Raw genomic sequence first — 21187 nt, 5'->3', positions numbered from 1 at the left:
TTGAAAAGAAGACAATGGAAAAAAAATGAAATTTAAATCCCAATTAAACTTTTGATTCATTTTCTGTCGCGGTTTCAAAAATTTCCAAATCAAAATAACCCACTGAGGCAATAATATGATCAAATATATCTGACATGATGTACTCATAATTTTCAAAACGTTTGTCATGGGAAAATACGTAAACTTCAAGTGGAACTCCATGTGAGGTCGATTGCAATTGGCGACAAAGCATCAACATCTGTTGATTTAATCCAGGATATTGGAATAAATATTCGGTTATGTATTTTCTAAACAAGCCTAAATTGGTCAAATTTCGACCGTTAATGGCAATTGATTTATCTATTTTATTAGTGGAATTATATTCGTCAATCTCTGATTTTCGGGTGTCAATATAATCCGATATAAGATGTATTTTTTTCAAATCACTTAATTCTGCTTCTTCTAAAAATCGGATGCTGCTTGTTTTAATCAGAATGTGTCTTTTGATGCGTCGCCCATCAGAATTGAGCATTCCGCGCCAGTTTTGAAACGAATCGGAACTTAAACTGTAGGTTGGGATAGTAGTCGTGGTGTTATCAAAATTTCGAACTTTTACTGTTGCCAGATTGATTTCGATCACATCTCCATCGGCACCAAATTTATCCATCGTAATCCAGTCGCCAATACGAACCATATCATTTATAGAGACTTGTACGCTGGAAACGAAACCCAAAATAGTGTCCCTGAAAATCAAAATAATTACTGCAGAAACTGCTCCTAAAATGGTCAACAGCTCTTTTTGGTTGATATTGAATAATTTGGAAATAATCAATGTAATTCCTATTACCCAAAGCATAATCATGATTACCTGAATAAAACTGTCAATAGGTTTGTCGCTGTACCGAGGTTTCAGCTTCAAGTAATCGCGTAAGGCGTTGAAAATAGTTCGTACAATCCATAAAACTAATATTATGATGTAGATGCCAACTAATTTTCCAAAAAAGCCTTCCCAATATTCAAATCGGTCTAGAATAATTGGTACTGATTTGTAAATAAACAATAATGGAATTAAATGAGCGATGTATTTTGCCGTTTCATTGGTGACAAGTAAATCATCAAATCTGGTTTTAGTTTTCTGGGCAATAACGGCCATAATCGTTACTAAGATCAGTCGAAAAACCACATAGATTAAGTAAGCCAAGACGCACAAAATAATGATATTGAGCAACAAGCTAAAATAGGAAGCTAAACTGGTTCCCAAACCCCATTTTCGGAAAACAGGATATAGAAAAGTAAATATTTTTTCTATGTATTTATACATTCTGTAAATATTTCTTATCTACATAAAAAGTTCCAAAAGGAATTAGGGAACCAAGACAGATAATACCGAATTTTTTCCAGTCCCAGTTTTGTTCAAACTTCAGCATGATCGCTAAAATGATATAACTCACAAATAAGATTCCGTGAGCCATTCCTATTGGAAAAAGTAATGTTTTGTACAACGATAGATTGGATGGCTTTACAATAAGCATGTTTGAAAATAAAGCCAGATAAGAAATACCTTCCAGTAAAGCGACAATTTTGAAAATTTTGAGCATAAGAAATAAATTTGAGTATAAAAGTAGAAAATTAGGTTAGGAAAAAAAGCACGTCTACTTTTATTTGTGCCAAAATTAAGTATTATCATTGATTTTCGGCACATTGGGACCTAAAGTAAATTACTTTTGTATTCTTAAACTTTGATAATGAGCAAACGCGATTTAAAAAAATACGTAGCTGAATTGAATAAAGAGCAACTCGAAGAGCAAATTCTAGAATTGTACGAGAAATTCAGTCCTGTAAAAGTCTATTATAATTTTGTTTTCAATCCAAAAGAAGAAACGCTTTTGCAGGAATGTAAACTCAAAATTTCAAATGAATATTTTCCTTTCAAAAAGGCGGGCAGACGCAGCAAACCTAAAATGCGACGCTCCGTTGGACAAAAATATATTAAGCACTTTATTCTCTTGGGAGTGGATCCTTATGTAATCGCTGACGTAATGTTATACAATATTGAAATTGCACAAACCTTTGCATCGGAAAATGTTATAAAACAAGACTTGTTTTTTAAAAGTATGTTCAATTCCTTTGAACAAGCTGTTGTTTTTTTGATTGCAAATGGAATACTCACCGATTTCAAAACAAGAATAGTAGCCATACATAATGAAACCATTACACAAAAATGGTACAACGAACCTGAGTTCAATGCTATTATTGAGCGATTCGAATATTAGCTTCGTGTATAATTCAATTTTATTTAACCAATCCTATTTTTTTTGATTAAAATTGACAACTAAACTGTTTTTTAGGTGTATTTTTGCAAAAATCCAACAATAAGCAATGTCCCAAAACACTTTAGAAATAGAAATCGAAGACAAAAAAGAACTGTATGCGTACCAACAAGGCGACATTGACGCCATATTTGAACGCATAGATAACGCACCTCCACAACACCATTTGTTATATCAATTGCCTACTGGCGGCGGTAAAACTGTAGTTTTTTCAGAAATAGTGCGACGTTACTTATCACAACACGATAAAAAAGTAGTTGTTTTAACACACCGAATTGAGTTATGTAAGCAAACTTCAAAAATGTTGAAGGGTTTTGATGTAAAAAACAAAATTATCAACAGTAAAGTGAAAGAACTTCCGGATCAAAACGATTATTCGTGTTTTGTTGCCATGGTCGAAACTTTGAAAAACCGTATCAACGATGAAAAATTGCATTTGGATAATGTAGGTTTGGTCATCATCGATGAGGCACATTACAATTCTTTTCGAAAATTATTGAGTTCCTTCAAAAATGCGTTTATATTAGGAGTTACCGCAACGCCTTTAAGTTCAAATATTAAGCTGCCAATGCATGAAAGCTACGACGAATTAATCGTAGGAGACACCATAAGTTCGTTGATTGAAAATGGATTTTTGGCAAAAGCAGTAACGTACAGCTATGATGTTGGTTTGACCTCTCTAAAAGTAGGAATCAACGGAGATTACACCGTGAAATCATCGGATGATTTATACACGAATATGGCCATGCAAGAAAAATTATTGCATGCCTATACTGAGAAATCTTTGGGCAAGAAAACCTTAATTTTCAATAATGGAATCAATACATCTTTATATGTATATGAAACATTTAGAGAAGCCGGTTATGCCATCCGCCACTTGGATAATACCAGCAATAACGAGGAAAGAAAAGATATTTTACATTGGTTCAAGCATACACCGGATGCTATTCTAACATCAGTTGGGATTCTTACTACCGGTTTTGATGAGCCAACTGTGGAAACTATCATCTTAAACAGAGCGACAAAATCATTGACATTATATTACCAAATGATTGGTCGTGGTTCCAGAAAATTACCTAACAAAGATATTTTTAGCGTTATCGATCTTGGTAATAATGCAGCACGATTCGGATTGTGGAGTGAGCCGGTAAACTGGCAGCACATCTTTAAATCACCGGAGTTTTACTTGGAAAATTTACGTGACGATACTGAAATTGAATTGTATTTTAAATACAGCATGCCGCCTGAAGTACGAGCTAAATTCAGTAAAACCGAAGTCGTAACTTTTGATGTTGATGAAGAACATAAACTCATCATCAAACAAAATTTGCGTTCAAAAGAAGTACTGGAAAAATCATTGGAACAACACGCTTCGATGTGTATTGATAATTCCGAGACCCTGCAAGAGGCCAAAGCATTGGGAAAATTGTTAGATGATGATATCGATTGTCGCATCAAGCGTTATTCAAAATGTTTGAGTCAGTGCAGTAAAAATTACCGCGAATGGCTTGTTGACGATTACAAATTAAAACTGGTATTGCTAACCGGAAAAAAATACCGTGAGAAAATTATGAACGAACCCGATGAAGATTAATTTCTTTTTAAGGAGCTAATCCCGCTGTACACTATATCTGTCGTGGCGAACCCCGCCACAACAGGATGCCGTTTCCATCGGGGCTAAAAATTACGTTTACACAACAACTATTTTTTATAAAATATAAAATCCAAAAAAATGCCAAAACAATTCTCTGATTTAGGAATTTCAGCACCACTAGTAAAAGCGATCACCGAATTAAAAATTGTTGTACCCACAGAAATTCAACAAAAAACAATTCCGTTACTTTTATCAAACACTACGGATTTCGTTGGTCTTGCTAAAACAGGTACAGGAAAAACGGCGGCTTTTGGATTACCAATTTTACAATTAATTGATACTAATTTACCAGTTGTACAAGCTGTTGTTTTAGTTCCAACTCGGGAATTAGGACACCAGATTTTTAGAAACTTAGAAGATTTTGCTAAATTTTTACCCGATGTTTCTATTGCTTCAACTTGCGGGGGAATTCCAATCAAACCACAAATAGAAAGACTTTCACTGCCTACACATATTGTCGTGGCAACTCCAGGACGTCTAATCGATTTAATTCAGCGAAAAGCAATAAACTTAAAAGAAACTAAATTTCTTGTGCTCGATGAAGCCGATGAAATGGTGACTATTTTAAAAGAAAGTTTAGACGAGATTGTAGCGGAATTACCTGCAACTCATCGTACTTTTTTATTCTCGGCAACCATGCCTGGGACTATCAAACAATTGATTCAGAATTATTTGAATAAAAATGTGGTACAAGTTAGTGCCAACATGGAAACAATAGGAAATCAAGGAATTGACCATGAATATATTGTTGTGGATCCCATTGAAAAACTGGATGTTTTGATGCATTTCCTGAATTCTAAAGAAGGTGAACGCGGAATTATCTTTTGTAAAACGAAAGCAGCGGTCAATAAATTAGCCAAAAACTTAGCCATAAACCGCTTTTCATCAGGTGCATTACACGGAAGTTTATCACAAGGAATTCGAGACAGGATAATGGAACAATTCCGCGAAGGACATATCAATATATTAGTTGCGACAGATTTAGCGGCAAGAGGAATTGACGTAAAAGAAATTTCTTACGTAGTCAATTATCACTTACCGGACGTTTATGAAGCATACGTGCACCGCAGCGGAAGAACGGCAAGAGCAGGAGCGAAGGGTCTTTCGTTAACGGTTTTACAACCTGAAGAAGTAGCTGAAATTGCTGATTTCGAAAAAGAATTAGGAATAAAATTTACCCAATTCAAAAAACCAACTGTTGCCAGCATCGAAGAAAATAATACGTTATTATGGGCCAAGCAAATCTTCAAAACTAAACCTAATCATGATGTTGCTCCTGAATTAAAAGAAAAAATAAAAACAGTTTTTCATCATTTGACTAAAGATGAGTTAATTGAAAAATTATTGGCTAATTATATATTGCAAAATAAAAACGAACCAACAGAAAAACCGGTTAAAAGACAAAAAATGAAGTAAAAATTTATAAGTTTTTTAATACTTGTTAATTTAGTTACATCCATAAATAGTGTATATTTATGGATGTTTTTTTTGATTGAATATTAAATGATACTTTATGGAAATTGTAATAATAGGTGGAGGATTTGCAGGAATTAATCTTGCTAAAGAACTGTTAAATGAAAAAGAAATCAACGTGACGCTCGTTGATAAAAATAATTATAATTTCTTTGCCCCACTTATATATCAGGTTGCAACGGCGTTTTTAGAACCGTCAAGTATCAGTTATCCTTTTCGAAAATTTTTCTCGGGTAAAAAAAATCTGAAATTTCGTCTGGGAAATTTATTAAAAGTAAATCCTTCCGAAAATAAAATCATTCTCAATAATGGAGAATTAACATACGATTACTTAGTTTTTGCCACTGGTGCGGAAACAAGTTATTTTGGCATGGAAAACGTAAAGAAAAATGCCATTCCAATGAAAACGCTGAATGATGCCATCGTGATGCGTAACACTTTATTGAAAAATTTGGAAAAAGCAGCCATTTGCAAAGACATGCGCGAACGCCGAAAATTATTAACCATTGTTGTGGCTGGCGGCGGTCCAACAGGAGTGGAAGTTTCTGGAATGTTTGCTGAAATGCGTAAAAGCATTTTACTGAAAGAATATCCGGAATTAAGTACTACGGCAAGTAACATTTATCTGGTTGACGGTGCCAATGCCTTATTATCACCTATGAGTAAAGCGTCGCAGGAAGATACACTGGAAGCACTGACAAAATTAGGTGTTGTAGTAAAATTAAATACTACTGTGGTGGATTATATTGATGACACCGTGTATTTTGGAAATGGCGAAACCATTCAAACCAAGAATTTAATTTGGGCCGCGGGAGTTTCTGCAAAAGTTTTCGAAGGAATTCCAGCTGAAAGTTATGGTCGCGGAAAACGTATGGCTACCGATGCCTTCAATAAAGTGAATGGTACTGAAAATATCTATGCGATAGGCGACACTTGTATTCAGCTTACTGATACCGATTTTCCCAATGGTCATCCACAAGTGGCTCAGGTCGCCATTCAACAAGGGATAAATTTGGCAAATAACTTTAAACGAATGCGAGAAAAAAAGCCATTAAAACCCTTTAAATATAATGATAAAGGATCAATGGCTATTATAGGAAAAAATAAGGCTGTAGTCGATTTACCTAAACCCAAAATGCATTTCAAAGGATTTTTTGCGTGGATAATATGGTTGTTTATTCACCTGATTTCTCTCATTACTTATCGCAACAGAGTAAAAACATTCTTCAACTGGATGATTGCTTATTTCGCAAAAGATCAATCTTTACGTATGATTATCAGACCTGATAAAAAAGTAAAAATAGAACCTAAATAATTATAAATCTAAAGGTATAATTAATGAACTATTACAATTTCTTCATCAGTAGAAAGTGCAATAGTTTTTTTTATGTTTCGTTTTCCAAGAAGTAAAATAATCAAAGCAAGGATTGTAGAAACTGTCATAATCCAAACCATTGGCAACATTGAGTTTTTTACAAAAATACCTACAGCAAAAGATGCTAAAGCGCCTAACCCTAGCTGGATGGCCCCCATTAATGCTGAGGCACTTCCCGCATTTCTTGAGAAAGGAGCAAGCGTCAGTCCAGCGGTATTTGGATTTGAAATTCCTAAGCAGGCTAAGAATAAAAATAGCATGGCAATAGTTTCATATAATCCCAAAAGATTATTCATTGCCAAGATTAGAAATAAAACACTAATCACTGATTGTGAAATTAATGCTCCTAATATCATCTGTTCGCTTGTAAACTTTCTTAACAACAAAGAATTTAACTGACTGGCACTTATAAAACTCAAGGACATAAAAGCAAATATCCATCCATAGGTTTTACCATTTACTTCAAAAATATCCATGAATAAAATAGGAGATGCCGCTACATAGGTAAACAATCCAGAAAATGCTACCGCTCCAGCAAAAGCATAGGTATAAAACTGTGGTTCTTTTAGAATAATGATAAAATTAGTAATAATTGGTTTTGGCTTTAATGAAATTGAAGTGTCGGGTTTAAAAGTATTTGGTAAACCAATTTGAGCTGCCAATAGAATCACAATTCCCATACACATTAATATAAAAAATACAGTATGCCAACCATAATATTCGGTCACGTAACCACCAATAGTTGGCGCAAGCATTGGCGAAAGCCCAACAACAAGCATCAGTAATGAGAATACTTTAGGAATATCTTTCACAGGAAATAAATCCCGAACCATAGAAACAGAAGCTACAGTTGCAGCACAACTACCGACAGCCTGAATGAATCGCAATCCAATAAAAGTATCAATATCAGTTACAAAAACGCAACCTAAAGAAGCTAATATGTAAATTAATAGTCCAATAAACAGCGGTTTTTTTCTGCCATAACGATCTAATAAAGGTCCGTAAAGTAATTGTCCTGCAGAAATTCCAATAAAATAACTGGATAAAGTCATCGAAACATTTGCAACCGAAGTATTCAGATCTTTAGCAATCCCAGCAAATCCCGGTAAATACATGTCAATTGAAAAAGGACCTAAGGCTGTTAATGAGCCTAAAATCAGGATCAATTTGATGTATTTTGTTTTTGTCATTACGGTGATAGCCATGAAAACTGAATTTTTTAATATTTTGCAAAGGTAGATAATAAAGAAGCCATTCAAAATGTTAGATCAAATAAATTTGAATTGCGGCTAGAAGATGACCATTTGCAATAATCTGTATAAAAGCACTGAAATACTATTATAGATAAATGAACTATAATTTATATTATGTAAAATAGAATTTATAGTTATTTTAGAATAAAACAAAAACGGCATTACCTACTGGTAATGCCGTTATAACATATGAAAATAAATTTTACTTCACAGAAATTGGAATTATCCAATTATCCCAACTTAATGAAACAGTATTGGCATCTATTGTATATATTAATTTTTCAGCTTTTGACTTCGCGACTTTTTGTTTAACGGTAACTCGGAGTTGATCTTCATTTTCTTTGTATTTATAAGCTCCCCATTGTTTGGATTCTTTATTAAAGATAACAACGGATTCCTTTTCTTTTGGAATTATAAAAAAAGAATATTTTCCCGCAGGCAATTTTGAGCCTTCAACAATAAGTTCTTTGTCAGTTTCAAAAGTTGTAGCATCATTGGCACCAGCACGCCAAACTTGATTAAATGGAACTAATTTACCCCAAATTTCTCTATCTCTAGCAGATGGACTTCCGTAATTGATGGTGATTGTAGCATCATTAATTTTTCCCGAAACCATTTCCTTTGTGCTTGTTGGTTTCTCTTGAGCATTTATGGAATTTGTGATCAAAAATGCTACAAGTAAAAGATGTATTTTTTTAAGTAATCTCATGATTTAAATGATTTAGTTTATCTCATAAAAATAAAATAAGTTCCATTAACTTAGCATATTTCCTTTTAATTTTAAGAAAAAATTATGAACTTAACAATTAAATTGTTTTACCAGAAAAATGACCGTATTATAATTTATTATTTTGTTATTTTTACAAACAATACATTATTTATTTGACCAATTATGAATACAATTGCGGAACACATTGCTGATTTTTTAAAGGAATATTCTCCATTTAATCACTTGACGTTTGAAGAATTATCTGAAATTGCGACAAGTATCCGGGTGGTAAATTTAGAAAAACATAAAACATTATTTCAAATTAACGATATTTTACATGATAGTTTCTATGTGGTGGCATCAGGAGTTATTAATCTGTCGGTAATTGCAGATGCGGAAGAAACTCTATTAAATAAATGTAACGAAGGAGATATTTTTGGTTTACGTCCGTTTTTTGCCAAAAACAACTACATGATGACCGCTAAAGCAAGAGAAGAAAGCATTGTTTATGCAATTCCTATTGCTACCTTTCGCCCTTTTGTTGCTAACAATTCTGATGTTTTGAATTTTTTATTAGAAAGTTTCGCAGTCAATACGAGAAATCCAAAAGACAAAGAAAATTTGATCGGCAAACTGATTTCCGATAATGTTTTCTATTCTGATCAACAATCAGAAATGCAATATTTCCAATCGTTAACCTATAATAATTCGCCTTTAATAACGGCAAAAAATGCTATTGTTCAGGATGTTGCGCAATTAATGACAGAAACCCTGAAAAATAATATTGTTATTTGCGAGAATAACATCCCATTAGGAATAATTACCGATACTGATATGCGTTCAAAAATTGCCACCGGACGATATCCTATAACAATTTCAGTAGACAAAATAATGTCTTCTCCAGTGATTACAGTAGTTGAGAATGTTTCTCTTGCCGAAGCGCAATTATTGATGTTAAAGCATAATGTGACGCATTTATGTGTAACTCAAGATGGAACAGATAAATCTACATTGAAGGGAATGATCACTGAACATGATTTAATTGCCGCACAAGCCAGTAATCCAGGGGTTTTAATTAAAGAAATTAAGCGTTCACAATCATCCAAAGAATTAAAACAAATAAGAGAAAGATTGACTGATTTGATACAGACTTCGATATCAAAAAATATACCTCTTTCTCACGTTTTCAATATTGCCAGCGAAATTAATTTGGCACTGATCAAACGTTCCGTCGAATTATCGATTTTAGATTTAGGTTCCCCTCCTGCCCGTTTTGCATGGTTAAGTATAGGTAGTCAGGGAAGAAAGGAACAGCTACTTTTAACCGATCAGGATAGTATTTTAATATTTGAAGATGTAGCAGCCGATAAGTACAAAGAAGTGAAAGACTATTTCCTCAAGTTAGGTAAAAGAACAACTTCAACACTTGAGAAAATTGGTTATGATTTGTGTCCAAATGGCCATATGGGAAGTAATATGATTTGGTGTAAATCACTCACAGACTGGATAAAACAATATGACAGCTGGATGAACACTCCAGGGGAGAATAGTAATGATTTAAGCAGTATTTTCTTTGATTATGAAATTACTTTTGGAGAACAAAGGATTGAAGATGCGATTGGAAACGTAATTTTCAAAAATGCTAAAAATAACACTTTATTTTTCGACTTTTTAGGAAATGACGCGTTGAGAAAAAATTCTCCTTTAAGTTTTTTCAAAAAATTTAATGTTGAAGAAGAAGGTTTAAATAAAGATAAATTTGATATTAAAACACGTGCTTTAATGCCTTTAATCGACGGTGCTCGATTATTTGCCTTGAGTTATGGTATAAAGGGAATCAATAATACACACCAACGTTTTAGACAGATGGCGATTGCAGATCCAAAACATGGTGAAATTTATCTTAATTGTGCCGAAGCCTTTTTAGTTTTATCGAAATTCAGAACATTGGAAGGCCTGAAAAATGATAATTCAGGTCAGTTTATTAATCTTGATGAAATGTCAAAAATTGATAAAGAAAAATTAAAAAACGCTTTAGCACCTATGAAAGAACTGGAAGAATTAATAAAAAGTAAATTTCAACTTACTCAATTTTCATAAATTATGTTAGACTGGTTAAAAAATATCAATAAAGAATATCCTGAATTTTGGAAAAGCTATCTTGCAAAATTTGATAAAAAATCAACAAGATTTGTGGTTATCTCCACTGAAACCTCAGGTTTAAATCCTGCTAAGGATGTTATTTTGTCGATTGGTTCCTTTGCCGTAATCGATAATAGTATCATTATTGCAGATAATTTTGAAGCCGTTATTCTGCAGTATAAATTTTTTCATGACAACGGGCTTTCTACAGAATTTTTGGTCGAGACAAAAATGCAAAAACTGGGAGAGCCTGATGCTGTAAAAGCATTTATTGAATATATTGGAAATTCAGTACTTGTGGGGCATCATATCGATTTTGATGTGGATATGATAAATGAAGCGTTAGAAAAATTAGATTGTGGAAGATTGAAAAATGAAGCATTGGATGTTGATGTCATGCACCGTAAACTCACGGATGCAAATGACAAGCAATTTTCACTCGATGAACTTTGCAAGATATACAATATTCCTAAAAGTGATCGAAATTCTGCTTCGGAAGATGCGTATAAAACAGCTTTACTTTTCTTAAAATTAAAGTCTAGATTGGGAATTAAATAATATTTGGAGTATTAAATCCTAGGGTAATTCCTTTCCAAAAACGCCCGTGATGCGTAATCGATACGGGTATTTCAATTTTAGTCAAATCATCAATTATAAAAGGAATTCCGTTGTTTTTGCATAGCTTAACATCCGTGTTTAAATTCCTCAGTTGTCTAAAATAATCTTTTTCGGCAACTGCAATAGTATAGATGCTGTCCTTTGAAATTTTGGTTTCTGTATGATATTTATTGCCATTGCAATAAACTGTTCCTGTAGTTTCACTTTCGTAATGACATTCTAATTGCAAAGGAAAATACCCTCTGATACTAGTCTGCCTGTTGTAAATTTTATATCCGGCTTCTTTTCTGGTCCATAAATTCCAAACCATGACTTCCTGATTTTCGGCAGCAGTAATAAGTAATTGCTCCTTTGTTGTGAAAATTTTATTTAAAAACCCTTTGCGTTGCCAGTTGCTTTCTTTTTTGGCTAAAACCAAATCTACAATATCATTTCCTATCATTTTGTCCCAGATTTAGATTTATAGACCCTACAATTTAAAACTTTAAGAATCAACTTCTTTCTCGGATAACTTAGTTTCAATAATTTCCATTGCGGATTTTACGTTGATCATACGTTCCATTGATTCATTATCAATTATAATGTTGTATTTTTCTTCAATATCTAAAATGACATCGACTAAATTAGCGGAGTTAATTTTCAGATCGTTGATAAAATCCGTTTCTTCTGTAAGTATTTCAAATGCTTCCTGATTTGCAACATATGGCTTTACAATACCTTTCAATTGCTCAATTATATCTTCTTTATTCATAACTATCTCAATATTTTCGTAACTAATTTATAATTTATTTTTTAAATTTTTTATTAACATTTATTGCTTGAATTTCTTAAAAATGACGCAACCATTGACATCTCCAAAACCAAAACTGGCTTTTGCAACAATATTTAAATCTTTTTCAATCAATTTTATGGGGATTCTGGATTCATCAATAAGAGCTGTAATCGCAGGATTCATATCTTCACAATTTATATTCGGAAAAACAAATCCGTGATGCAATTGCAGTACCGAAGCCACGCTTTCAATACTTCCCGCTCCTGACAAACAATGGCCAACCATTGATTTCAACGAATTAATATATGGAAAATCAGTTCCTTTTCTTCTTAAAGCTTCACTCCAATTTTGAATTTCTAGACTGTCTTTGGATGTTGCGGTCAAATGTCCGTTTATAGCATCTATATCATTTGGATGAATTCCTGCATTTGCAATAGCATTTTTAATGCATTTCTGAACCGCTGTGGGATTTGGAGCTGTCATAGTTCCTGATCCGCGTTGTCCACCAGAATTAATATTTCCACCTAAAACTTCTGCATAAATTTTTGCACCACGAGCTACCGCAGTATCCAGATCTTCTAAAACCAGGCCTCCTGCTCCACTTCCAGGAACAAATCCCGAAGCGCTGGCACTCATTGGTCTTGAACCTTGTTCTGGAGAATCATTGTGTTTAAAAGTACAAACTCGCATTGCATCGAATCCGCCCCAAATGTAAGGACCAGAATCACTTGTGCTTCCTGCTAAAATACGTTTTGCCTGACCTGACCGTATGCGTTCATACGCCATCAATATACTTTCCGTTCCGGTTGTACACGCTGACGAATTAGTTGTTACCTGATTTCCTAAACCTAATTTTCCTCCTAAATACGCGCTGACGCCACTATTCATAGTTTGCGCCACGGCCGTACTTCCCAATCTTCGTGTCTGAAAATCATCAATTTTATAGATGCTTTCTCTAAATTTTTCGATTCCTGAAGTTCCAGTCCCAAAAATAGTTCCGCTGTCCCAATCCGGTTCTTCATTGATTTCCAAAGATAAACCGGCATCTTTCCATGCATCTATTCCAGCGATCACACCGTATAAAATACCAGTTGCATTAAAATTCCGCAATTCTAATTCAGAAAAATAGTTTAATGATAATTCAACAGAAACTTCAGGCGTTCCGGAAATCTGACAGGAAAATTGTAACCGTTCTAATTCAGAATCTTTTTTAATACCAGAAATCCCATTTTTGATAGCATGAGTAAACGTGTCAAGCCCTACTCCATTTGGAGAAACAACACCAAGTCCCGTTATTACTACTCGTTTGTTCATATAAAATTAAATTCCAATGACATTTTCAATAAATTATTTTAATCCGGTTTTCGCTCCCTTCCTTTCGGGGAGGGTTGGGGTGGGGATATCATCATTCCTGCGATTATTCCTGTACAAGCAACTTCTCCGTTGTTGTTTAGCATGCTAACTTTACATTTCAATTTTCCAAATCTAAAATATATCTTTTCCGACACCACAGTCACTTTTTCATTTGGAAAAACAGGTTTTAAAAATTCTATTTCTGTTGATGTTAAAGCAATTGAGGTAGTTTTACTAAATGTATCATTCAATAAAAATATCCCCAGACAAACTACACCGATCTGAGCCATAACTTCTGTTAAAATAACACCCGGAGTAACAGGGAAATCCTTGAAATGCCCTTTGTAAAAATCAAGATTTTCATCAAAAGTATAGTTACCTTCGACTCCATTTTCATCGATATAAAGAATTTCATCCACAAATAAAAACGGTTTGGAGTACGGTAATTTTGATATAATTTCTTCTTTCCTCATAGTTATTCTATTCCCTCATTTACGGGTTAGGGGCTAAAACTGTAATAAAACTCGTTGCGCCGAAAATCCCGGTCCAAAACTCAGCATTAATCCTTTCTCCCCTTTTTTTGGAGCACCATCCATAATTCGTTCCAAAACATATAAAACAGTTGCACTCGACATATTTCCGTACAAACGCAATACTTCTTTGGTATCGGTTATATTTTTCCCTAAATCAGAAAATAAAGCTTCAACCGTTTGAACAATTTTCTTTCCACCTGGATGAAATATTAGATGGTCGATATCCCCCATTTCCATATTGTTTTTTTCTAAAAAAGGATGAATAATATCCGGAAAATGAGAAGCAATTGTTTCAGGAACTTCAATATCTAACACCATCTGCAGACCTGAATTGGTAAGCTTAAAACCCATCATGTGTATGTTGTCATAAAAATGATACATTTCTTCAGCTAGAATTTCGGGACCTTCATCATCTTCATGGGAAGATAGCAAAACACAAGCAGCGCCATCACCAAAAATAGCTGCACTCACAATATTTGCCATCGAAAAATCGTCTAGTTGAAACGTAGCTGTAGGGCTTTCGACAGCAATTACGGCAGCCCGTTTGCCAGGATTAGCCTGCAAGAAATTTTTAGCGTAAATAATTCCCGAAATACCAGCTGCACAGCCCATTTCGGTGACTGGAAGCCGAACAATATCCTGACGTAATTTCAATTTATTGATTAAATAAGCATCCAGTGACGGAATCATAATTCCAGTGCAACTTACTGTAATGATGTAGTCTAAATCCTCTGGATTCCAATTGGCTTTTTTCAACGCTTTTTCTAGCACTTTTTCACCTAATTCAATTACTTCACGAACATAAATATCGTTTCTTTCCTCAAATGAAGTTTTTGTAAATACTTCAATTGGATCCATAATGGAGTATCGTTTATCAACAGCTGCACCTTCAAAAATCTTCTTTACTTTTCTAATGAAGCGCTCGTCTTGTCCAACGAGCCAAGCATCAAGAAATGGAATAATTTCTTCTGTATTTCTTGAATATTTGGGTAACTGTTTGCTTACTGTTTTTATTTTTACACTCATATTTTTGAAATTATCCATTGGTAGCGAAAAGCCCATTTCCATTGGATTTTATAGTTGCTAAAATTTAATTTTTCTGAAAAATTTATTAATTCTACTTTTTTAAATCCTCTTAAAATCGAAATTAATCCATCGTCACGGGACATGGCATTCAATCGAAAAACAAAACATAATGCTTGAAAAAGACGATACGCTATTGCACTCCTGTGCAGGTCATTAATAACAATTCCAATTTTTGCATTTGCATTAAAAATATTTAATAAATGAATTATTTCATTGTCTTTAAAATGATGCAATGTCAATGTGCACAGAACAATATCATATTTTAATTCTTCAAAAGATTTATCAAATATATCCTCACACTGATAGGTTATATTTGGATAATTTTGAGATAAATGTTCCGCATGATTAACGGTGAAGTTATTTGCATCAATTCCTATCAATTGAAAATTCAAATTATTTTTTAACCCATAATCGGCTAAAGTTCTTAGCATATCACCATTACCACAACCGACATCGACGATAGTAATTGCAGTTGTTTTGGAAATGTTTTCAATCAATTTATGAACACCTCGTAAAGTTAACTGGTTTCCTCCTAAAAGCTGGTTAATTCTGGCAATTTTGTCTAATGCATCCCGTAAGATTTCTCCTTCCATGGCAAAATCGTCCATCGTTTCCGGTTGATCCGTTCTATATTGGGTATTGATAAGCATTTATAAGTTTAAAATTATAGGTTTCCCGTGTGTTTTTTTTATGATTTTTGGCAATAAAAACGGAAATATAATTAATATCCGCATCAATACATCGGATAGTCTCTGCTTTTGCAAAAGATTCGATAGCAATCGCCCCATTTTAAGTCTTTTCTTGAAATTAAAATTCCATTCCTGAATATATGATTCTTCTAATTCATTTCTGGATTTGATTTCTTTACTGAAATATTTTTCCACTAATTCGGAGACAATTTTTGCACTATGAATAGCCATTGCCATTCCGTTGCCGCATAAAGGATGAATTAATCCGGCAGTATCGCCAATCATTAAAATATGATTTTCCACGGCTTGTTTTTGCTCAAAACAAATTTGGCTGATTGTTAAAGGCTTTTCAAAAAGCAAATTGCTTTTTTCGAAAATTACTTTTAAATGTGGGTTTTGAGACACTACTTTTTCTTGATAATCATCAATATTTTTAAATTGTTTAAAGGTCTCATAATCAGCCAAATAACAAATATTGATGATGTCATTTTCTACTCTTGAAACGCCGCAATATCCTCCTTTAAAATTATGTAAACCAACCAAATCATTAGGAAAATCTCCTGAATAATGAGCCTTTACAGCCAACCAAGGAGACTTTTTCAGAATGAAATTACGATTTAATTTCTGATCGATATTTGAACGTTTTCCAAAAGCACCAATTACAATCTCCGATTTTAAAATGGTATTATCTGAAGTGGTTACGGTAAATGCATCGTCGTCAAAAACAATCGATTCAACTGTATCGCTGATTATTTCGCAGCCGTTCGCAACTGCTTTTTTATATAAATATTCATCCAATGTAAAACGGCTAATACCGAATCCTCCGAGAGGCAAACTGTTTTTGATAATTTTCCCGGAACTTGTAGAAAATTCAAGATGAGTAATAGTTGTTGGAAGTAAACCTGCGATATCTAAATTAAGCGAATTGAGATAAGGCAAAACCTCGTTTGATATGTATTCGCCACAAACTTTGTGTTTCGGAAATTCATTTTTTTCTACAACAGTAATTTTGAATCCAATTTGGGATAAATGAATTGCAGCCGTCAAACCTGCCAAACCGCCACCGATAATTAGGACTTCTTTATTTTTCATACAGAAGTAAATTTATAAAAATGTTTGCCAATACAGCTATATAATTAAATATAAAGCTTACATAATTAATTTGATTACTCCTTGTCGTAGTAGTGCAAAAAAAAAGCTGTTTGATTCAAACAGCTTCTCTTTTAATTTACAGTTTTCCTTCTTTTATTTCATCAATAACTTCAGGATTTAGCAAGGTCGATGTATCACCAAAGTTTGAATAATCACCTTCTGCAATTTTGCGCAGAATCCTACGCATGATTTTTCCGGATCTTGTTTTTGGCAAACCAGATACAAATTGAATTTTATCCAACTTGGCAATCGGTCCAATGTGATCTGTTATATGCTGATTAATTTCTTTGATCAGATTTTCTTTATTTCGATATTCTCCAGTTTCTTTTAAAGTGACAAAACCATATAATGCATTTCCTTTAATGTCATGTGGGAAACCCACAATCGCTGATTCAGCAACTGCTGGATGTTCATTAATGGCATCCTCAATTGGAGCAGTTCCTAAATTATGACCGGATACAATAACTACGTCATCTACCCTGCCTGTAATTCTATAATAACCTACTTCATCACGCAAAGCACCGTCTCCTGTGAAAAATTTTCCAGGAAAAGTAGAAAAATAAGTGTCTTTATAGCGCTGATGATCTCCCCAAATTGTTCTGGCAATTCCAGGCCAGGGAAACTTGATACACAAGCTACCAACCACTTGATTGCCTTCAATTTCATTACGCTTTTCGTCCATCAAAACGGGTTGTATTCCCGGTAAGGGCAAAGTTGCGTATGTTGGTTTGGTTGGAGTAACAAAAGCGATTGGCGCAATCATAATTCCACCGGTTTCAGTTTGCCACCAGGTATCTACCACTGGACATCTTTTATCTCCCACATGGTCATTGTACCAGTGCCAAGCTTCCTCATTTATGGGTTCTCCTACAGATCCAATTACTTTTAAAGATTTTAATGGATATTTTTGAACATATTCTAAACTTTCTTTTGCCAAAGAACGAATTGCCGTTGGCGCTGTGTAAAACTGCGTTATTTTATGCTTTTCGATAATTTCCCAAAAACGACTAAAGTCAGGATAACTGGGAACACCTTCAAAAATTACTGTTGTTCCTCCATTCAATAAAGGACCATATAAAGTATACGAATGCCCGGTAATCCAGCCTATATCGGCGGTACACCAAAAAATATCGTTTTCTTCATAATTGAAAACATTCTTGAAAGTATAGGCCGTATAAACCATATAACCCGCAGTAGTATGCACCATTCCTTTTGGTTTTCCTGTCGAACCAGAAGTATATAAAATAAATAATGGATCTTCGGCATCCATTATTTCGGCAACATTATTATCTGAAGCTTCGTCTAAAAGAGGTTGCAGCCATTGATCACGGCCTTCTTCCATATTAATATCGGTGTGAATTCTTTTAGCCACTAAAACTTTTTCAACACAAGGACATTTTTCTAATGCTTCATCAATTATTCCTTTTAAGTCAATAGTTTTATTTCCACGAAAACCACCATCTGAAGTGATAACCATTTTACATTCGCTGTCATTAATTCTTGTCGCTACGGCAGAGGATGAGAATCCTGCAAAAACAACCGAATGTATAGCTCCAATTCTGGCACAAGCCAAAGTAGTAATGGCTAATTCAGGAATCATTGGTAAATAAATGCAAACGCGATCTCCTTTTTTTATTCCTTGTTCACGAAGTACGTTGGCCATTTTACAAACGCGTTGGTGTAATTCATTATAAGTAATATGCAATGCTTCTTCAGCAGGATCATTAGGCTCAAAAATTATAGCAGTCTTTTCCCCTCTTTTATTAAGATGTCTGTCGATACAGTTTTTTGTAATATTTACTTTAGCTTCCGTAAACCATTTGATTTCGGCTTCCGCCATATTAAAATCTACCACTTTATCCCATTGTTGGTACCAAGTGAAATTTTCTTCTGCTATTTTTCCCCAAAATTTTCTTGGTTCACGAACTGATTTGTTATAATGTTTAAAATATTGTTCTAAATTTTCAATTTTATAATAGCTCATGTTTTAATTTTTTATAAAAGTATCAAATCTCTCGCTATTCTTAAAACTATTTAAATTATTAATACTTGCAAAAAAAAATAGATTCTCAAATAAAAAAGCACTTATAATAGTAATTTGTTTAATTCTTACTGTTTTTGACAAAATTTACAAAATACGAAAAGGCGAGATAGATAAAATCTTTCCCACCTTTGAATCAACAAAATTTAATCACAATGGAATATGGTCCTAAAAAACTTGATAAATTATAGTTAACGAGAACCATATTATCTATGAATGGAATTTATTGCTAGGTTTATTTTAAAATATAAAGAGACATTAGTTTTCGGTTAATCAAACAAAATAGTAGGGACTACTTCACCTAACTTTATTGGTTTTAAAGTTAAGTGAATGTACAAGCATCCATATCCATTTATATTTTTTAATATTTTTTTAACTAATCCAAGATATTATGAAATCAAATGATATAATGCTAATCCCTGCACGCCCTCATGTGTGGTAATTGCTGTTATATTATCCTATTTTTTTCATGGCAGTCATCGATTCTCTCAACCATTCCCCTACTTCTTCTATTGGATGTTGGCGAATACTTTTGTTTACAGCAATAAGAACAGCATTATCTACTCCATTTGTAGTTGAAAAAGGTTTTCCAATTACATTAGTATCCACCGTTTTCATAAAATCAGTCAATAACGGTTTACAAGCATGATCAAATAAATAACAACCATATTCTGCAGTATCTGAAATGATTCTGTTCATTTCATATAATTTTTTTCTAGCCACTGTATTTGCAATCAAAGGCAATTCGTGCAAAGATTCATAATACGCTGATTCTTCAATAATTCCAGTTTGAGTCATGGTTTCAAAAGCCAATTCTACACCTGCTTTTACCATGGCAATCATCAAAACACCATTGTCAAAATACTCCTGTTCCGAAATATCTGCTGTTGTAGGAGCTGTTTTTTCGAAGTTAGTTTCTGCAGTTGCAGCTCTCCAAGTCAATAAGTTGATATCATCATTAGCCCAGTCAATCATCATGTTTTTTGAAAATTCACCAGAGATAATATCATCCATGTGTTTTTGAAACAACGGACGCATGATGTCTTTTAATTCATCTGCTAATTCATACGCTTCAATTTTTGCAGGATTGGACAAACGATCCATCATATTAGTAATTCCACCATGTTTCAAGGCTTCAGTTACTGTTTCCCAACCGTACTGAATTAATTTTGAAGCATAAGCAGGCTCGATTCCTTTTTCAACCATTTTGTCAAAACATAAAATAGAACCTGTTTGTAACATTCCACAAAGAATGGTTTGCTCTCCCATTAAATCCGATTTTACTTCGGCTACAAATGAAGAGTTCAATACTCCAGCTTTGTGACCACCTGTAGCAACAGCATACGCTTTTGCTTGTTCAAAACCTTCTCCGTTTGGATTATTTTCTGGGTGAACCGCAATTAAAGTTGGTACACCAAAACCTCTTTTATATTCTTCACGTACTTCAGATCCGGGACATTTTGGCGCACACATAATTACAGTGATGTCTTTACGAATTTGCATTCCTTCCTCGACAATATTAAATCCGTGAGAATAAGCCAAAGTTGATCCGTTTTTCATCAAAGGCATGATTGCGGTAACTACAGCAGTATGTTGCTTGTCTGGCGTAAGGTTACAAACCAAATCAGCTGTTGGGATTAATTCTTCATACGTTCCAACTTTGAATCCATTATCAGAAGCATTTTTAAACGAAGCTCTTTGCTCTGAAATTGCATCTGCGCGCAATGCATAAGAAATATCCAATCCAGAATCTCTCATGTTCAATCCTTGGTTCAAACCTTGTGCACCACAACCTACAATGACTACTTTTTTTCCTGCTAAAGCTTTTATTCCATTTACAAATTCAGATTGATCCATGAATTCGCAAACGCCTAATTGTTCTAATTGTAATCTAAGTGGTAATGAATTGAAATAATTTGCCATTTTTTTATATTTAATGAATGTAAAATTTAATAATTGTAATAATTAATGCTGATAAGGTTGAGATTCCTCCTTCGTCGGAATGACAAACTGCAAAGCGTTTGAGCA

The 21187-nt window shown here is 33.8% G+C and carries 19 protein-coding genes; 6 read left to right on the top strand and 13 right to left on the bottom strand.

Annotated elements, in window-relative coordinates; all coding sequences use genetic code 11:
* Positions 1 to 43 precede the first annotated feature (43 nt).
* Complete coding sequence (locus E0F89_RS13455; protein WP_131910294.1) at positions 44 to 1300, bottom strand: mechanosensitive ion channel family protein; 1257 nt, start codon at positions 1298 to 1300, stop codon at positions 44 to 46.
* Positions 1293 to 1577, bottom strand: a complete 285-nt coding sequence (locus tag E0F89_RS13450) for a DUF3817 domain-containing protein (protein WP_131910293.1) — start codon at positions 1575 to 1577, stop codon at positions 1293 to 1295. The genes E0F89_RS13455 and E0F89_RS13450 overlap by 8 nt, the downstream gene beginning before the upstream one ends.
* A gap of 147 nt (positions 1578 to 1724) precedes the next feature.
* On the opposite strand from E0F89_RS13450, the gene E0F89_RS13445 reads away from it, so the two are divergent.
* From E0F89_RS13445 to E0F89_RS13430, 4 genes are all read left to right on the top strand, one after another.
* Positions 1725 to 2252 (top strand): DUF6155 family protein, encoded by a 528-nt coding sequence (locus E0F89_RS13445; protein ID WP_131910292.1) that lies wholly within the window; start codon positions 1725 to 1727, stop codon positions 2250 to 2252.
* Positions 2253 to 2358: 106 nt separating this feature from the next.
* The gene (locus E0F89_RS13440) at positions 2359 to 3903 is read left to right on the top strand and encodes a DEAD/DEAH box helicase (RefSeq protein WP_131910291.1); all 1545 of its coding nucleotides are present in this window, start codon (positions 2359 to 2361) and stop codon (positions 3901 to 3903) included.
* Positions 3904 to 4041: 138 nt separating this feature from the next.
* Entirely contained in the window at positions 4042 to 5379 is a 1338-nt protein-coding gene (locus tag E0F89_RS13435) for a DEAD/DEAH box helicase (protein ID WP_131910290.1), read from the top strand.
* Positions 5380 to 5476: 97 nt separating this feature from the next.
* Complete coding sequence (locus E0F89_RS13430) at positions 5477 to 6751, top strand: NAD(P)/FAD-dependent oxidoreductase (protein ID WP_131910289.1); 1275 nt, start codon at positions 5477 to 5479, stop codon at positions 6749 to 6751.
* A gap of 20 nt (positions 6752 to 6771) precedes the next feature.
* On the opposite strand, the gene E0F89_RS13425 is transcribed toward E0F89_RS13430, so the two are convergent.
* A complete protein-coding gene (locus E0F89_RS13425) occupies positions 6772 to 8001 on the bottom strand; it encodes a multidrug effflux MFS transporter (RefSeq protein WP_131910382.1) in 1230 nt (409 codons plus the stop codon).
* 265 nt (positions 8002 to 8266) lie between these two features.
* The gene (locus tag E0F89_RS13420; RefSeq protein WP_131910288.1) at positions 8267 to 8773 is read right to left on the bottom strand and encodes a DUF2911 domain-containing protein; all 507 of its coding nucleotides are present in this window, start codon (positions 8771 to 8773) and stop codon (positions 8267 to 8269) included.
* 183 nt (positions 8774 to 8956) lie between these two features.
* Between E0F89_RS13420 and E0F89_RS13415 the strand changes: the two genes are divergently transcribed.
* Positions 8957 to 10873, top strand: coding sequence for a DUF294 nucleotidyltransferase-like domain-containing protein (locus E0F89_RS13415; protein ID WP_131910287.1), 1917 nt, complete (start codon positions 8957 to 8959; stop codon positions 10871 to 10873).
* Positions 10874 to 10876: 3 nt separating this feature from the next.
* Complete coding sequence (locus E0F89_RS13410; RefSeq protein ID WP_131910286.1) at positions 10877 to 11473, top strand: 3'-5' exonuclease; 597 nt, start codon at positions 10877 to 10879, stop codon at positions 11471 to 11473.
* Here E0F89_RS13410 and E0F89_RS13405 read toward each other — a convergent pair.
* From E0F89_RS13405 to ilvC, 9 genes are all read right to left on the bottom strand, one after another.
* The gene (locus E0F89_RS13405) at positions 11466 to 11975 is read right to left on the bottom strand and encodes a 4'-phosphopantetheinyl transferase family protein (protein ID WP_131910285.1); all 510 of its coding nucleotides are present in this window, start codon (positions 11973 to 11975) and stop codon (positions 11466 to 11468) included. The two genes, E0F89_RS13410 and E0F89_RS13405, sit on opposite strands and share 8 nt — an antisense overlap.
* A 42-nt stretch (positions 11976 to 12017) precedes the next feature.
* Positions 12018 to 12284 carry an acyl carrier protein gene (locus E0F89_RS13400; RefSeq protein WP_131910284.1) on the bottom strand — a complete coding sequence of 89 codons (267 nt, stop codon included), beginning with the start codon at positions 12282 to 12284 and terminating at the stop codon, positions 12018 to 12020.
* A 60-nt stretch (positions 12285 to 12344) separates the two neighbouring features.
* Positions 12345 to 13619, bottom strand: coding sequence for a beta-ketoacyl-[acyl-carrier-protein] synthase family protein (locus E0F89_RS13395; protein WP_131910283.1), 1275 nt, complete (start codon positions 13617 to 13619; stop codon positions 12345 to 12347).
* Positions 13620 to 13657: 38 nt separating this feature from the next.
* Complete coding sequence (locus E0F89_RS13390; RefSeq protein WP_131910282.1) at positions 13658 to 14131, bottom strand: 3-hydroxyacyl-ACP dehydratase FabZ family protein; 474 nt, start codon at positions 14129 to 14131, stop codon at positions 13658 to 13660.
* A gap of 33 nt (positions 14132 to 14164) precedes the next feature.
* A complete protein-coding gene (locus E0F89_RS13385; RefSeq protein ID WP_131910281.1) occupies positions 14165 to 15217 on the bottom strand; it encodes a type III polyketide synthase in 1053 nt (350 codons plus the stop codon).
* Positions 15214 to 15927, bottom strand: coding sequence for a methyltransferase domain-containing protein (locus E0F89_RS13380; protein WP_131910280.1), 714 nt, complete (start codon positions 15925 to 15927; stop codon positions 15214 to 15216). The genes E0F89_RS13385 and E0F89_RS13380 overlap by 4 nt, the downstream gene beginning before the upstream one ends.
* Positions 15928 to 17058 carry an NAD(P)/FAD-dependent oxidoreductase gene (locus E0F89_RS13375; protein WP_131910279.1) on the bottom strand — a complete coding sequence of 377 codons (1131 nt, stop codon included), beginning with the start codon at positions 17056 to 17058 and terminating at the stop codon, positions 15928 to 15930.
* A 136-nt stretch (positions 17059 to 17194) separates the two neighbouring features.
* A complete protein-coding gene (gene acs, locus E0F89_RS13370; protein ID WP_131910278.1) occupies positions 17195 to 19102 on the bottom strand; it encodes an acetate--CoA ligase in 1908 nt (635 codons plus the stop codon).
* Positions 19103 to 19612: 510 nt separating this feature from the next.
* Positions 19613 to 21082, bottom strand: a complete 1470-nt coding sequence (gene ilvC / locus E0F89_RS13365) for a ketol-acid reductoisomerase (protein ID WP_131910277.1) — start codon at positions 21080 to 21082, stop codon at positions 19613 to 19615.
* Positions 21083 to 21187 lie beyond the last annotated feature (105 nt).

Origin of the sequence: Flavobacterium caseinilyticum (assembly GCF_004349085.1) — a bacterium.
GTDB classification, from domain to species: domain Bacteria; phylum Bacteroidota; class Bacteroidia; order Flavobacteriales; family Flavobacteriaceae; genus Flavobacterium; species Flavobacterium caseinilyticum.
This window is presented reverse-complemented; position numbering and strand designations above follow the sequence as displayed.